This window comes from uncultured Microbulbifer sp., from assembly GCF_947498635.1.
Taxonomy (GTDB): domain Bacteria; phylum Pseudomonadota; class Gammaproteobacteria; order Pseudomonadales; family Cellvibrionaceae; genus Microbulbifer; species Microbulbifer echini.
This window is the reverse complement of the sequence record NZ_CANMKV010000046.1, coordinates 1-14,062: the sequence shown is the minus strand read 5'-3', so window position 1 is coordinate 14,062 and position 14,062 is coordinate 1. Positions and strand designations below refer to the sequence as shown.

14 protein-coding genes are annotated in these 14,062 nt (G+C 48.2%); 8 read left to right on the top strand and 6 right to left on the bottom strand.

Features of this window, described 5'->3' with window-relative positions; translation table 11 throughout:
* Nucleotides 1-431: 431 nt before the first annotated feature.
* The 5 genes from Q1A69_RS17525 to Q1A69_RS17505 all read right to left on the bottom strand — a co-directional run bounded on the left by Q1A69_RS17525 (nucleotide 432) and on the right by Q1A69_RS17505 (nucleotide 4,009).
* Nucleotides 432-677, bottom strand: coding sequence for a VF530 family protein (locus Q1A69_RS17525; RefSeq protein ID WP_299588324.1), 246 nt, complete (start codon nucleotides 675-677; stop codon nucleotides 432-434).
* Nucleotides 678-798: 121 nt separating this feature from the next.
* Nucleotides 799-1,128 (bottom strand): YceK/YidQ family lipoprotein, encoded by a 330-nt coding sequence (locus Q1A69_RS17520; RefSeq protein ID WP_299588319.1) that lies wholly within the window; start codon nucleotides 1,126-1,128, stop codon nucleotides 799-801.
* 100 nt (nucleotides 1,129-1,228) lie between these two features.
* On the bottom strand, nucleotides 1,229-1,567 hold the full coding sequence (locus Q1A69_RS17515; protein ID WP_299588315.1) for a hypothetical protein: 339 nt from the start codon (nucleotides 1,565-1,567) through the stop codon (nucleotides 1,229-1,231).
* Nucleotides 1,568-2,106: 539 nt separating this feature from the next.
* Complete coding sequence (locus Q1A69_RS17510) at nucleotides 2,107-2,772, bottom strand: replication protein P (protein WP_299588313.1); 666 nt, start codon at nucleotides 2,770-2,772, stop codon at nucleotides 2,107-2,109.
* Nucleotides 2,684-4,009 (bottom strand): DnaT-like ssDNA-binding domain-containing protein, encoded by a 1,326-nt coding sequence (locus Q1A69_RS17505; RefSeq protein WP_299588310.1) that lies wholly within the window; start codon nucleotides 4,007-4,009, stop codon nucleotides 2,684-2,686. The genes Q1A69_RS17510 and Q1A69_RS17505 overlap by 89 nt, the downstream gene beginning before the upstream one ends.
* A gap of 204 nt (nucleotides 4,010-4,213) precedes the next feature.
* On the opposite strand from Q1A69_RS17505, the gene Q1A69_RS17500 reads away from it, so the two are divergent.
* The 4 genes from Q1A69_RS17500 (at nucleotide 4,214) to gbpA (ending at nucleotide 10,297) form a co-directional block, all read left to right on the top strand.
* Nucleotides 4,214-6,457, top strand: a complete 2,244-nt coding sequence (locus Q1A69_RS17500) for a heavy metal translocating P-type ATPase (RefSeq protein ID WP_299588307.1) — start codon at nucleotides 4,214-4,216, stop codon at nucleotides 6,455-6,457.
* Nucleotides 6,457-6,825 (top strand): cupredoxin domain-containing protein, encoded by a 369-nt coding sequence (locus Q1A69_RS17495; RefSeq protein ID WP_299588304.1) that lies wholly within the window; start codon nucleotides 6,457-6,459, stop codon nucleotides 6,823-6,825. The genes Q1A69_RS17500 and Q1A69_RS17495 overlap by 1 nt, the downstream gene beginning before the upstream one ends.
* A 252-nt stretch (nucleotides 6,826-7,077) precedes the next feature.
* A complete protein-coding gene (locus Q1A69_RS17490; protein ID WP_299588301.1) occupies nucleotides 7,078-7,905 on the top strand; it encodes a DUF417 family protein in 828 nt (275 codons plus the stop codon).
* A 904-nt stretch (nucleotides 7,906-8,809) separates the two neighbouring features.
* On the top strand, nucleotides 8,810-10,297 hold the full coding sequence (gene gbpA / locus Q1A69_RS17485; RefSeq protein WP_299588297.1) for an N-acetylglucosamine-binding protein GbpA: 1,488 nt from the start codon (nucleotides 8,810-8,812) through the stop codon (nucleotides 10,295-10,297).
* A gap of 200 nt (nucleotides 10,298-10,497) precedes the next feature.
* Here gbpA and Q1A69_RS17480 read toward each other — a convergent pair whose 3' ends face one another.
* Nucleotides 10,498-11,097 (bottom strand): macro domain-containing protein, encoded by a 600-nt coding sequence (locus Q1A69_RS17480; protein ID WP_299588294.1) that lies wholly within the window; start codon nucleotides 11,095-11,097, stop codon nucleotides 10,498-10,500.
* A gap of 504 nt (nucleotides 11,098-11,601) precedes the next feature.
* On the opposite strand from Q1A69_RS17480, the gene Q1A69_RS17475 reads away from it, so the two are divergent.
* The 4 genes from Q1A69_RS17475 (at nucleotide 11,602) to arsH (ending at nucleotide 13,698) form a co-directional block, all read left to right on the top strand.
* A complete protein-coding gene (locus Q1A69_RS17475; RefSeq protein WP_299588290.1) occupies nucleotides 11,602-11,919 on the top strand; it encodes a hypothetical protein in 318 nt (105 codons plus the stop codon).
* A complete protein-coding gene (locus Q1A69_RS17470) occupies nucleotides 11,916-12,188 on the top strand; it encodes a hypothetical protein (RefSeq protein WP_299588286.1) in 273 nt (90 codons plus the stop codon). Before Q1A69_RS17475 ends, Q1A69_RS17470 begins: the two co-directional genes overlap by 4 nt.
* A gap of 386 nt (nucleotides 12,189-12,574) precedes the next feature.
* Nucleotides 12,575-12,907: a helix-turn-helix domain-containing protein gene (locus Q1A69_RS17465; RefSeq protein WP_299588283.1), complete on the top strand. Its 333-nt coding sequence runs from the start codon at nucleotides 12,575-12,577 to the stop codon at nucleotides 12,905-12,907.
* A gap of 62 nt (nucleotides 12,908-12,969) precedes the next feature.
* On the top strand, nucleotides 12,970-13,698 hold the full coding sequence (arsH, locus tag Q1A69_RS17460; protein ID WP_299588279.1) for an arsenical resistance protein ArsH: 729 nt from the start codon (nucleotides 12,970-12,972) through the stop codon (nucleotides 13,696-13,698).
* Nucleotides 13,699-14,062 lie beyond the last annotated feature (364 nt).

The window sequence follows — 14,062 nt, the reverse complement described above, 5'->3', positions numbered from 1 at the left end:
TGACCACTACAGAGCATTTTTGGGGGTTTGATCGCCGCTAGGGACTCTACTTATCCATAATTTGGGTGAGGTCACCAAAAGTAGACCCAGTGATAACAATGCTATTGATTGATATTTGGATCCTTAAGTTTGCGCTGTTTGAAAAACTGTATTCGCTTTGGGTTCTGGAAAACTATCAATAATAACACTCCACCAATTTTTAGGAAGGATGGCGGTCAGGTCTGTGCCGAAATTTCATCCCAATTAAAGTCCAGTTGTAAGGGATATTTTTCCTGTGGGCATGTATCCAGTATCTATAAGTCTTTCATGGTCGATATTATGTTTCAGGATAAACGAAGCCGTAAAGTCGAGCTGAAATTTCTACGGCTTTACCTGTCGTGTTTATGGTTGGGAGGGTAGGCAACCGCAGCGCCGGTATAATCGTAAATAATTCAACTGGACCCACCCCAGGGGGATGGTTTTTCAAAGGTTGAAATATACAAATGCTCAACCTTATCTCTGGCCCATTGGGTTTTACGCAAAAATTTCAGTGATGATTTTATCGATGGGTCACTCTTAAAACAATTGATGTCAATCCTTTGGGCCAATCCGTCCCAGCCATAATGCTCTTGCAGCTTCGTTACAACTGTCTCTAGTGTGACACCATGCAATGGATTATTTGGTTGCTCATTACTCATGATGGAATATGCCATTATTACTTTAAGGGTTTGTCCTGTTTAATTAAACGGTAATCAGTTGTCGTATGAAGCGTGCTCGATTTTATCTGGGCTGAGGGGTGAAATTTAAAACTCATGACTTTTAATTCACTTTAATATTGCCATTTTTTGCCTGCATAAATACTGTATATGGCAATACAACAGTATCTGCTGCTACCGAAAATACGGCATCAACTGCGGCTAGGGGCACATTGTTTACCGTTGACCCTTTATTTATATGTTCACTTGGTTCGCTATTTAGCAGGCAGAAGGAGTATGAGGTGCCACTGTAAACTCTTGGAATACTCTCACAATAACTCCTATGTCCTTGATGGCTAATATCTACCTGATTGTTCTCGGGGTTCACTGTCTTTACGGTGGCACATGAAATACATAGCAATGCAGTGGGTACCAAATAAAACAATTCCTTCAAGATTTATTCCTTAAGTTTGTGTGTGATTATCTGTAGTTGAACTATGCGTTAGTTCATTTTCCCAAGGTGTAAATGGCACGATTTTATCGTGCTAGGATTTTTAGGCTGCGTAGGTGTTAATTAGTAGATAAAAAATGCTATCAACTGCCGTTACGACAAATAACACCATTAGTCCATAAAGTATCGAGGGTTTCCATGGGAGTTCAAACTGAAATCGTAACATAAGTGCCGGAATAATGAGGTATAATATTACCAGTACAAATAAAAGCTCCTGATTGATGCCCGCTATTCCTGTGACTATTCTGGCTAAGAAAATCAACATTGCTGGAATAAGTACAAAGGCAAAAGATGTAAATCCGTCTAACCCCCGATTTTTTCCTCGTTCAAAGAGTTTTAATAGAACGAAAACTATACCGCTTGCCAATAATGCTTGAATCATAAACTTTCTCAATTTTTATCTTATTCAATTGATCTGCTGAGGCTTGTAAGCTGTTTATTATTGTTGGTTCTGGAAGCGTAGAACAAAGTCATTCTCTCTGCTTCTCTAAAGGTCCCCATCCATTTATCGGCGTTATTCTTATAAGTGATTAGGGTTGTAAGTGTGTATTTACTTACTGCGGCTTCCTTGTATACTCTAAGGTGCTTCTGAATAAATTGTAAGCCAATTAGGTCGTATTCCGCTATCCAGCAAGATTGCGATGAGTCATGCATTAGGTCACCTCTGCTACGTAGTTTATCGCTTAAGAGAGTGTCCGTCGTTGGTGGGTAGGATTATTACAATCCTTGTCAGGATACCGAACAGCTTCAAGATAATCTTGAATCTGAAAGACGTTCTATCTTTTGAGGATGGCTTAATAAAATACAGGGAAGGTGACCTAAAGCTTTCAGTAGATCTGGTCATGATTTGGGAAAGTATGAAGGGAGGTGGGTGTTTGGAGAACGGCGCTAAGCGTATTTTTTAACGCCATCTACAGAAGTTTAAATACCTAATTCAGCACGCAAAGCAGCCATCTTTTGTGCATTCTCTTCTTTGGAAAGAGGTGTTCCTGGTTTTTCTTCCAGTTTTAATGGTTCTGGTGCGCTGAGTTTTTCTCCTTCCAAAACCCGCGCACAGAGTTTGCGGTAGTGTTCGGCAAATACCGGGTAGGCGATAGATTCGGGGTTATTGGCGAGGAAATGCCAATTGGATTCGCGCCCAGCGTGGTATACCACTGGGTGGCTCCACTTGTGATTGGTTTTGGGGCTTGGGGCGTTGCAGGCTTCTCGATAGGCGGCACGGGCTTCTGGAAGGCCATTTTCACCAGCGGCACAAAGCTGCAACATCTTGTGTACTGTGGGTAGATATTCGCTCTGCAAAATCGCGCGTTTCGCGCCCTGCATAATATCTTGCGGGGCGAAAGAGAGCAGAGCCTCCAGCCACAAACGCTTGGCGTGGTGCAAGGTTTCCGTATCCGGGAAGGCGGCACTGAACTGGTTGTGGTAATTCAGTTTAAAAAGTGCAAACACTTCGTTGATTACACGTTTTTTCTCGTTCAGCTGTTCCTGGCTTTGTCCGCTACCAGTTTGTGTCTGTGAGTATGTCGCCGATCGATCGGTCGCGGGTGCGCTGGTTTGCGCTGTTATTGGATTCTTGTGGTTTGCCATAAGAGTTTCCTATTGCCAACTTGTTGCGCTCCGCCCATTGGTGGCGGGCATGACGCACAAATACGGCGTCCCAGCTTTTGCGCGCGGCATTTTGTCCGCGCCAGTAAATAATAAATTCAGGCACGAGGGAGAGGGCGAAGTCCCGCTCGATTTCACACTGGTTTACCAGGTGGCTGAGACAATCACCGCCCGGTTGCCAATTGCGTGAGATCGGTTTAGCTACCGGGTTCTTTTCAATACCCTGGCAGTAATAGGCCCATTCTTCGCGGGCGTATTCAATAAATAATTCACCCCAGCGGGCACTGTGGCCGCCCCGCTCAGTCCACTTATAGATAAATTCAGGCAGCAGCTCGGCGGCAAAGCGCGGATTGATTGCCAGGCGCTGTAGCTGTTCCCAGGTGTGTTCACTGGGCTGCCAGTCACGCGCCATAGCGGTGGGTTTACGCTTTTCGATAAACGGGGTGTCCTGCTTTTCCCAGTCTTCCATGATCCAGTCATTGAATTCTAAGTCCCAGGAAATGGACTGCTTGCCGCTCGAGTGATGGTAATCGAGAAAGCGCTGTAATCCGCGGCTGACAAATGTGCTGGGCACGCCTTCGTCTGCCAGTTTGCGCAGGGTGTCGCTGTTCGGTTGCCAGCCCTCAGGCAGAGCCTGTTTTCGCTGGGCGGTAGCGCGAAAGGCTTCCCATTTACTCTTTACCTGGCGGAGGAACAAGGAGCCAAAGGAATGACGTGGTTCCGCACGTTCGCGCCAGTAGGTGACGAACTCCGGTAGTTGTTCGCGCACGAAATGCTCGGGGATACCCAGTTGGCTGATACGCGCCATGGTTTCGGCATCCGGTTGCCAGCCCGGTGCGATGGTATTGGCGCTGCGGCTGGACGGTGCATGCGCCTGTTGGACAGGCGGTGGTGTGGCGGCGGGGCGCTTGTATTCGCCGGGTAGGGCGAACTTCAGGATCTCGCTGCTGCCGAATGGAGCCGCGCCAAGCAATAGAGCTCCCTGGTTGCGTAGGCTAGTGGCCACACGCTGGATATCGGCCGCTTGCCAGAACGGCAGCAACAGATACAGCTGCTCCCCCTGCGCGGTGTACCAATCCCGCCCCCCATAAGGTTCCAGGGGTAGGAAAGGCGTCAAGTCGCCGAGTGCTGTGAGTAATACCGCTTCCTCCAGGCCAACAGTCGCGGCCAGAGACGGTGAGATACTCAGGGGTCTTTCAGGGAGCAGGGGGTGTTTCATGGCGCGATAATAACACTCCGAGGTGGGCCTTGCGCGGCCTTTGCACTCGAGTTTGGCTAGGCCTCCGAGGCAGCAATTGGGCCGCTAAGCTGAAGATTGGCGACGCTTGCGCAAATAAAGAAGAGATTGCTGCGCAGACTATTGCCTTACCCCAGCGGTAAGGTTGTAACTTTGTCGCTAGAAATGGTTTCTCGGGAGAGCATTATGGCGAATGAGCAGCAATCAAGGCAGACAGTATTCCGTTTAAGCGGCGTAAATTGTGCCGGCTGTGTGAACAAGATCGAGCGTGCCGTGCAGGGCGTGGCGGGGGTACAGGATGCCCGTGTCAACCTGGCCGATAAGACGCTCACCGTGCAGGGAGCGGTTGCGTCTCAGGCCTGTATCGAGGCGGTGCGCCAGGCGGGGTACGACGCCGAAGTGGCTATGAGCAGCGAGCGCCAGCGGCGTGAGGAGCAACGCGCCCAGGAGCAGCGTCACTATCATCAGCTTCTCTGGCGCTCCGCCATCGCACTGGGTGTGGGTCTACCGCTGATGGCCTGGGGGCTGATCACCGACAAGATGTCGGTGAATTCTCTAGCAGACCAGCTCGCCTGGGGTGCAATGGGACTTGTCACCCTGGCGATCCTGGTGTTTTGCGGTGGGCAGTTCTTCAGTGGTGCCTGGAAGGCGCTGCGTCACCACAGTGCCACCATGGATACCCTGGTGGCGCTGGGTACGGGCACGGCCTGGCTCTTCTCGATGTTGGTGGTATTGGTGCCGCACCTGTTACCGGAATCTGCGCGCCACGTGTACTTCGAGGCCAGCGCCATGATTATCGGCCTGATCAGCCTGGGCCAGGCGCTGGAAGTGCGCGCCCGTGGGCGCACCAGTGCGGCGGTGGAGAAACTGCTGGAGCTGCAGGATGCCTCGGCGCGGGTGCTGCGCGCTGGTAAAGAGGTAGACCTGCCGATAGATCAGGTGCAGACCGGGGACCAGTTGCGCGTGCGGCCCGGTGAAAAAATTCCCGTGGATGGCGTGGTCTTGGAGGGCTCCAGCCTGGTGGATGAATCCATGCTCACCGGCGAGCCGGTGCCGGTGAAGAAAGGTGAGGGGGATAACTTGGCCGCCGGCACCTTGAATAAAAACGGTAGCCTGCTGTTTCGCGCGGAAAAAGTCGGCGCCGACACCCGCCTTGCGCAAATTATCGAGATGGTTAAAAACGCCCAGGGCTCGCGGGTACCCATCGCGCGCCTGGCCGACCGGATCTCTGCAGTTTTTGTACCGGTTGTCATGATTATTGCCGTAGGAGCGGCACTGGTCTGGTTCAATCTGGGGCCTGAGCCCCGCGCGGCTCATATGCTGGTGGTGCTGACTTCGGTGCTGATTATCGCTTGTCCCTGTGCCCTGGGGCTGGCGACACCCATGTCGGTGATGGTGGGCGTGGGAAAAGGGGCGGAGTACGGCGTGCTGATCCGCAACGGCAAGGCGTTGCAGCAGTCTTGCAACCTGGACGTGTTGGTTGTGGATAAAACCGGCACCCTCACCGAGGGCTCGCCGCGTCTTACCGATATCGAAAGCGATGGAGACCGCGACCAGTTACTGCAACTGTTGGCGAGTCTGGAGCAGGGCTCCGAGCACCCGCTGGCTGAGGCAATCGTCACTGCCGCCCAGGAGAAAAAACTGGGCCTGCAGGCGCCGGGCGATTTTGAAGCCATTACTGCACATGGGGTAAGGGGCACGATTTCCGGCAAAAAAGTGCTGCTTGGCAACAGTAAGTTAATGCAACGGGAAAATATTGCCCTGGGGGACTGGCAGGCACGAGCTAATTCCCTGGCGGAAGCGGGGCGCACGGTGATGTATGGGGCTGTGGATGGTGAGCTGCAGGGTATTATCGCGGTGGCGGACCCTATCCGCAGCGATGCCGAGGCGGCGATCGCGCGTTTGCGTACACTGGGTCTGCGTATCGAGATGCTCACTGGTGATAACAGGGCCAGTGCTGAGGCCGTGGCCCGCCGCCTTAACATCGATAAGGTGCACGCGGAGTTATTGCCGGAAGATAAAGAGCAAATCGTTGCCGAGCTGCAAAAAAGCGGTGAGCGTGTGGGGATGGTGGGGGATGGTATCAACGATGCGCCGGCCTTGGCTCGCGCCGATGTGGGCTTTGCCATTGGTGCGGGCACCGATGTCGCTATCGAAAGTGCCGATGTCACTCTGATGCGTTCCTCCCTGCATGGCGTCGCCAATGCGGTGGAGTTATCGCGGGCAACATTGGGCAATATTAAACAGAATCTGTTCGGGGCCTTTATCTACAACACTCTGGGTATTCCCATTGCTGCAGGGGTTTTGTTTCCGATAACCGGCATGCTCCTGAGCCCCATTGTCGCCGGTGCCGCGATGGCGCTCTCCTCTCTCACCGTGGTGAGCAATGCCAATCGCCTACGCCTTTTTAAGCCTTCGGAGGTCCAATAATGGAAGCGGTCTTGGTAAATACAATCGGAGTATTGCTGATTGTTGCCATTATTTGGTGGTTTTGGTTGGGGCCCAGGCGCGGTGCGGTACAGGCTGTGGAGGCTAGTGAGAAATTGCAAATTCTGGTTAGAGGCGGCGTTTATGAGCCGGATCATATTCGCCTACCTGCCAATCAAACCGCCACTTTGCACTTTCGTCGCGAAGACCCGAGCCCCTGCTCCGAATGGGTGATTATCCCGGATCTGGGCATCAGTGCTGAGTTAGAACTCAATCAGGAAACTTCCGTAGAGATACCGGCTGCGAAACCGGGAAAGTATCCCTTTAGCTGCCAGATGCAGATGTACCGGGGCACTCTGATCTTGGAGTAGTTTGGTCGTAGTGTGCAGCGGCAGTTGTTCTTGGCGAGTCGCGAGGGGGCAGTGTCATATGCTGGTACTTGAGGGCAGCTGTAATAATTTCCCGCCGGGTCCGACCACTCTTTATCGGCATCCAGTTTTTCGCCACGCCACCTTTGTGAATCGTCATGCTTCCGGAAACTTTTCGGTAAGGGTGGCTTAAATTAACGGAAAGTGACGAGTGGCACTGCGCTGAAATTTTTATTCACGATATGGCCCGGAACAATGAATATCCGCTTACAAAAACTGATATCGGCCCTCTTGGGCCTTTCCTTTGCACTGATTGCTATCGCTATATTTTCTGGCCAGCAGGGCGGTTTAGCATCAATTTTTCGATTTTACGGTATTAGCCAAGCGTCTGATCTCACAGTAGCAGGGACTGCGTCAGCGACCATTTTCATGGTGGCAGCCGTATTGGCGCTACTTTCATTTTTACACCAAAAATGGATGCGTGTTTTGGCTTTATGGATGATTGTACTATCCGTAGTGCCTTTACTCAGCCTCTTCGGCAGTGCCCATTGGATAGAGAGCCTGGGCGGGTTTCCCGCGCTCGGTTCCGGGCAGGGTGTGATCAAATACTTTGCATTGGTCGCAATAGGTTTGACTCTACTTAGCCACAACACCCTTCAATCGCGACTATATATTTGGCTAAATTTTCTGCCGGTAGGTTTGGTTTTGCTGTGGATTGGTGGCATGAAGTTTACGGCTATAGAGGCTCAGGGTATTGAAGGCCTGGTTAGTAGCTCCCCTCTTATGGCCTGGCTTTATCGCTTTTTCGATATTCAGGAGACCTCCAATATTATTGGTGTTTATGACTTGGCCGCTTTGGTTGTGTTGGCCATCGGTATTCATATTCGCGCATTATTTTGGCCGGGGATATTACTTTGTAGTGCGGTTTTTTTGACTACACAGACCTTTCTGTTCAGCTACTCAGGGAGCTGGGTGAGTCTAGGACTGCTGTCCTCTAGTGGGATCTTTATTATAAAGGATCTTTGGTTTCTAGCTAATCTACTGATAATGATAGATATCCAGCGGCGGCTGGCTGGTACTTGATAGGATTGATTCCTAATAAATGCCAGAAAGAGTCACAAGACTAGCTTTTAAGATGCTGAAGGGAATACGGCAAATGTGCGTGTCGCTGGGAATTTGTTTTTCTTTTTTATGCTTTTTCTGGATGTTCTCATTTACTTAAAAAAACCACTTAAAGAGCCTCGGATTGATTCCTTAATCTCTCTTCGGGGCTTGAAGGCGACAGATATTAGGCGCAGCGCGCCTAGCCAGCTGCAAGAGCGGCACGCAGTAGCAGTGCTTTTAAGTCGCGCTCTACGCAGCTTTCAGGGTGATTCCTGCGCTACATTGTGACCTCCTGGAGGAGCTTAGTCACTCCTGCGAAGCCATGCCTCGATGGTGAGCAGGTCTAACAGTCCATGGCATCACGGGGTTATTCAGAGTCTCCTTAAGTTGCTTTCTCGCGGAACATCAAGGGGGTGCAAGCGCAAATAGTGCAATTAAGTTCTATCGATACACAGCATTTTCATAAAAAGATACTGATCCTATCTATGGTGATTTTTATTTTTCTGGAACGGTAATCGAGTTTTGGCCATTAATTTGAATGGCTGGGGATGAAAAAAATTAGGCGAACTATATCGCTGAAATTTTGCTATTGAGGCGTTTATACCACCCGTCTAGACGGTTGGTATAAGGAAAGCTCCCTTGAGAGTATCTTAAACAGAACTTCGTATTTGCGTATGGCGACAAAAATTCACATTATTTGCACAATAATAAAAATCTTTGGAACCGCATCTGTGGGTCACAGTCCATTAACCTGACAATAACGCCTTGTGAGTAATTTTCTAAAAATAGTAGTACTTGCTTTGTAGGGCTAAATAGGGAATTAAATATACCCAGGAAGGAAACCGTACATGCATAAATAATGGTTGTAGATATGATTTTACGAATGAAAAAATCGGCTTCATCTTTGAAAAAACCTGCATTAAATCAAACGCTACTGGCGATGCTTTTGGCTGGTATTAGTTCCAATGTAATGAGTCATGGCTATGTTGAAGAGTATGGTGGGGGGGTTGCATCTGCACGGGGAACTTTATGTAAATATCCTTTATCCACAACAGGTCAAAAGAATGTGGATTGCGGGGCTGTTCAATGGGAGCCGCAGAGTGTTGAAGGCCCGGAAGGATTTCCGCAAAGTGGTCCGGCGGATGGTAAGATAGCCAGTGCCGGTAGCAATGTGTGGTCGCCTTTAAATGAACAAACGGCTGACCGTTGGCTCAAAAATCCTATTACAGCGGGTAAACAAACTTTTAAGTGGCACTTTACGGCAAATCATGTTGCCCGTGACTGGAAATATTATATTACCAAACAGAACTGGAACCCGAATCAGCCATTAACCCGTGACTCATTTGATCTCAATCCATTCTGTGCTGTCGATGGGAATAACCAGAAGCCACCGATTGATATGCATCACGAATGTGTAGTTCCCGATCGAGAAGGCTATCAAGTGATTCTCGCAGTATGGGATGTAGCGGATACAGCCGCGGCCTTTTACAATGTTATTGACGTAGAGTTTGGTGGTGATGGTATCCCCGAATCAGACTGGAGTCAGGGTGGAACTATCAACCCAACACAAAATTTAAAAGTTGGGGATAAAGTTTCCACGCGTGTTTACAGTAGTAGCAGCGAAGAACCTACGTATTCGACCGTGTTGGAAATTGCTACGGATGAACAGGGCATGGCTAATAATTGGGCATATAATCTTGCGGCCAAAATCAACCAAGAGCAGACCAGTGTTCGCGCAGGTCAGCTTATTAATGAAGATCAATTTAGCCCAGTCTACGGCTCAAACCCAATATATTTGCAGAATGGAAGTGGTCTGGAGCGTGTTGAAATCAATTATGAGATCAATAGCCCGATACCTGACTACGATTTAGATGTGTCAGGGCTTGAAGATATGTACTCAATATCTGGAGAGCCACTTTCTTTACAGCTCGCTCTTACTGCAAAAGGTAACATCAGGGCCGATCTCAAGGTTTTGAATCATGCGCGAGAAACACTGGCTAATTATGAAGTCAATATGAGTGATGGTCAGAGATTGGATAAGACTTTGACACTCTCAAAATCTGAACCTGGACATCACATGTTGGTGATCGTAATAAAAGATATGGATGGCAACTTGATTGATCAAACCATGCAGGATTTCCACTTGATGGATGACGACGTAGCACCACCACCGTCAGGTAACTATGATTATGTATTTCCTGAAGGTTTAAAATCATATACTGCAGGAACAAAAGTGATGGCCAGTGATGGTAATATTTATCAGTGTAAACCTTTCCCCAACTCTGGTTACTGTGTGCAGTGGAGTCGAAGTGCAAACCAGTTTGAGCCGGGCAGAGGATCGAACTGGGATATGGCTTGGGATAAACTGTAGCCCCAAAAAATGAAACAAGGCCCCTTACTGGGGCCTTGTTGGCGTTTTAGCTATAAGAAGTCAGCAAGTTCTTGGTTTTTAATGCTTCCATTTTTTCAAAAAAATGAAAATCATAATAACTTTTTCGTATTCTTGGTTGGGAAATGTTTGTGGGGGCGTTGGGTCGAGTAAAAATAGGGGGTTATTATTCTTAAACTTCCCTAGTTGGCCAACTGCAGTCTCCTGTGCGTTTCATGAATTTCATTAAAGCTTGGAATTCTAGAGGGTTTGGAGAGATAGTCGTAGGCTGCCCGCATATGGCCAGCGCAGCGTCTTGCGGGTAGATTCCCGATGCCTGTACCTAAACCTGGGCATACGATTGAATTAATCTTTTCTTTGGGGTGTGCCTTATTAAATAGCTGTACTGAATTCAAAATGGCCCTGAAAGCATGGTAAGCATTTAATGTATTTGAGATATCTTCCGGTATGCGCATGGTGGGAGAAGAAATTAAGTAAGGCCAGTTTTTGTGGGACGTTGAAACAATGATTGCCGCCCCTATAGGCAGTTCACCGTGAAAATCAGATTTTATCCGTTTTTGCAAATTTTCTTCGGCTTCAAAGCCAAGAGTATTTCTAATTGGGAGGTCTAATCCCCCATCCATGATTCCAAAGCTGTTTGCTGGACTTACCATGGCATCGGCAGACTGTGAAAAGTAATCGCCCTCTATGATTTCGAAAATCTCAATATCATCGAATACTTGATGCCAGGCATCAGTTAACTCTTTTGCTTTATCAATGAGATATATCTTGCTTGGGAGCATTTTTACTGATTCCTATGTTTTCCTGCATTCAACTTTGAAGTGCATCAGTTAATCACTTGGAAAAGGACGGTCAGTCGAAGGTAATATCTGCCGCTTCTTCTCCGCCAAGAGATTAAGTGGTGACAGAAAGCGATAAACAACTGACCGGTAAGCAACGATGCCAGATTTAGGCATTAAAGAAAAGTGACTGGAGTCAGAGGTCAATCGTCAGGGAGGTTGGGGTTAGCCAAACTACGATTAGTAGAGCGCTGGCTCGTAATCGAGGTGGCTATGGCTACCGCTATAAACAAGCCCAACGGATGACTGAAGAGCGGTGTAGATAAGCGAGAATAACAACAAAGATGCTACCCAAGAACATTGCAGGGATAGAGAGCAAGCTGAAGCTGCAATGGAGCCCAAAGAAAATCTCTGGCAGGCTAGAACAGGAAGAAAGTCTGTCTCAGCCATGAAATCATTTACCTGCATGTCTGGGCTGATAAGCAGCGTGGTACCCTGTAGGAGAACTTGCGGCGCCGGGATAGACCCTACGACAAACGAGCAAATGGAAAATCAACTCGCGGGCACATCAAGAACGCCATCAGCATCGAGCAGCGCCCACCAGTTATCGATGATAAAACTCGCATCGGAGACGGGGAACTAGATACCGCTATAGGTAAAGGCCATAGCGGTGCCCTGGTTACCAGAGTAGATGGTAAGAGTAAATTTACTCTCTTTCAGAAGGTTGAGCGCAAAACGGCAGAGTTGGTCGCTAAACTTGAGCCGTATAAAGTCTTATTACACACCATTGCTATCTTAATGGAAAAGAATTTGCCCTGCACGTGAAGACTGGCGAGGTACTGGATTCAGCCGTCTATTTTGCGCATCCGTATACCTCTTGGGGGAGTGGCCTGAATGAGATCACTAATGGCTTGCTGCGCCAGTACTTTCCGAGAAATACGGACTTCAAGCTTGTGATTCAAAATGATGTCGAAGTTTTTATTGAGCGTTTACATAATCGTCTCAGAAAACGTTGGGCTATAAAATTCCAGGCAGATATTGGGAGAATATACGGCTTTCTCGGCAGCCTAAAGGGTAATGCACTTCAGAGTTGAGTGTAGGTTTATAGGTAAGATTAAATACTATTTTTATAGGTCAATACTTACAAAAGCTTTCTAATATAGCACTCTAGGTTCAGGGTATAGTGCTGGAATGGTTTGAAAAACCCCATTAGGAATAAGTGATGAATTGCTTCCGGTAAGGGTATGCTGTTATTCCAAAATCGATAGGGCTCCAATCTTAACAATCACTCGCCCCTTACAATTCAGCCCCACGGATAAATGACCGATAAATAGAAGCGCCAGACTTCAGGCTCTATGAGGTCCTCTGTAGTCAGCCTTATTGGGGGAGCTTCATTGGTGGCTTCAGAATGTTACCCCTTGGGGTGCTATAATTTGGATTAATTTCGAAGTTTCTAGAAATGTAGTTTACAGATTGCTCAGTGTGGTATATCGTAATTGCCATGGAACACCAAGATGCCGCCAAGAAACTCGCTGAGCTGGGTCATACCACCCGCTTAGCAATCTATCGCCTGCTGGTTAAAGCGGGACCAGATGGTCTTGCCGTAAGTGCTATTCAGGAACAGCTGGATATTCCGGGCTCTACATTGTCTCACCACATCAGTCGATTAGTTAGCTCTGGTTTGATGGTACAAAAACGCGAAGGAAGAGTGTTGCGTTGCGAAGCCTGTTTCCCCGAACTTATGGGCTTGGTGAATTACCTGATGGAAGAGTGTTGTATGACACCTGGCCAGGAATCGGTTAACTGTAACTAGTCTATTAATTTAATCTATATTTCGAATATTCCAGAAATATAGATATTTTGAGGTAAAGTCTTATGCTACCCAGGCATACGGGCAGCGAAATCCAACGGCGTTTGCAGAAAACTTCGCCCAGCAGCGAGCCTGCAAAAATTCTGATTCTGTATGGATCGCTTAGGCCCAATTCTTTTTCACGCTTACTGGCTAATCAAGTTGCCGAAATACTGCAGTACTTTGATGCCGAAGTGCGTTTGTTTGATCCCGCTGACCTTCCGCTCTACGACGGTGTCAATTTTGAGCACCCGAAGGTACATCAATTGCGAGAATGGTCGGCTTGGAGCCAGGGGCAGGTCTGGATCAGCCCGGAGATCCACGGGAATATATCTGCGGTTTTCAAAAACCAGATTGACTGGCTGCCACTGGATCAGAGCGCAACCCGAGCCACTCAGGGAAAAACCTTGGCAGTCATGCAGATATCCGGTGGCTCCCAGTCGTTCAATACAGTTAACAGTCTGCGCGTACTAGGGCGTTGGATGCGCATGTTCACGATTCCCAATCAATCCTCCATTGCCAAGGCGTGGCAGGAATTTGATGAGCTGGGGCGCCTAAAGGATTCCTCATTCCGGGATCGGGTTATCGATGTTTTGGAAGAGTTGGTTAAGACTACTATATTGCTGCGTGGGCAGAGTGATTATTTGACGGAACGTTTTAGTGAGGCTAAGGGTGAACAGCTGGTCGCAACTAAAGGAACGGTCAAAAATACAGTAGCATCATGTGGATTAGCGGGATCCCACAAAGTAGCTTAATTGGCTTCTGGAGAAAAATTTTGGGGTGATACTAATGAGCTTCTTGCTAGTAGGGTTATTTTCTCACCTTTTCACTAGGCAGAGTTATGCGGGCAATATAAGTTACTATTTTCCCGCCTAATTATTGTAGGTGAATAAAATAACTAATCGTTGTGAATGATTTTATAAGCGGTCGTGGTGGCTAGATTTTTATTTCCATTAAATATTCGATATGCCCGGTGTGTTCATCGACTTGTTCTTTAATCAGCTGAAATCCTTGAGATATGTAAAAGCGAAAGCTGGCTACGTGATCCTACCCACAAAAGACGGACACTCTCTTAAGCGATAAACTACGCAGCAGAGGTGCCCTATGACACGATCAAGT

What these genes read in the sequence shown, in the direction of transcription:
- Q1A69_RS17525 (WP_299588324.1), bottom strand. Translation starts at nt 677, where the DNA reads ATGAGTAATGAGCAACCAAATAATCCATTGCATGGTGTCACACTAGAG.
- Q1A69_RS17515 (WP_299588315.1), bottom strand. Translation starts at nt 1,567, where the DNA reads ATGATTCAAGCATTATTGGCAAGCGGTATAGTTTTCGTTCTATTAAAA.
- Q1A69_RS17510 (WP_299588313.1), bottom strand. Translation starts at nt 2,772, where the DNA reads ATGGCAAACCACAAGAATCCAATAACAGCGCAAACCAGCGCACCCGCG.
- Q1A69_RS17505 (WP_299588310.1), bottom strand. Translation starts at nt 4,009, where the DNA reads ATGAAACACCCCCTGCTCCCTGAAAGACCCCTGAGTATCTCACCGTCT.
- Q1A69_RS17500 (WP_299588307.1), top strand. Translation starts at nt 4,214, where the DNA reads ATGGCGAATGAGCAGCAATCAAGGCAGACAGTATTCCGTTTAAGCGGC.
- Q1A69_RS17495 (WP_299588304.1), top strand. Translation starts at nt 6,457, where the DNA reads ATGGAAGCGGTCTTGGTAAATACAATCGGAGTATTGCTGATTGTTGCC.
- Q1A69_RS17490 (WP_299588301.1), top strand. Translation starts at nt 7,078, where the DNA reads ATGAATATCCGCTTACAAAAACTGATATCGGCCCTCTTGGGCCTTTCC.
- gbpA (WP_299588297.1), top strand. Translation starts at nt 8,810, where the DNA reads ATGAAAAAATCGGCTTCATCTTTGAAAAAACCTGCATTAAATCAAACG.
- Q1A69_RS17480 (WP_299588294.1), bottom strand. Translation starts at nt 11,097, where the DNA reads ATGCTCCCAAGCAAGATATATCTCATTGATAAAGCAAAAGAGTTAACT.
- arsH (WP_299588279.1), top strand. Translation starts at nt 12,970, where the DNA reads ATGCTACCCAGGCATACGGGCAGCGAAATCCAACGGCGTTTGCAGAAA.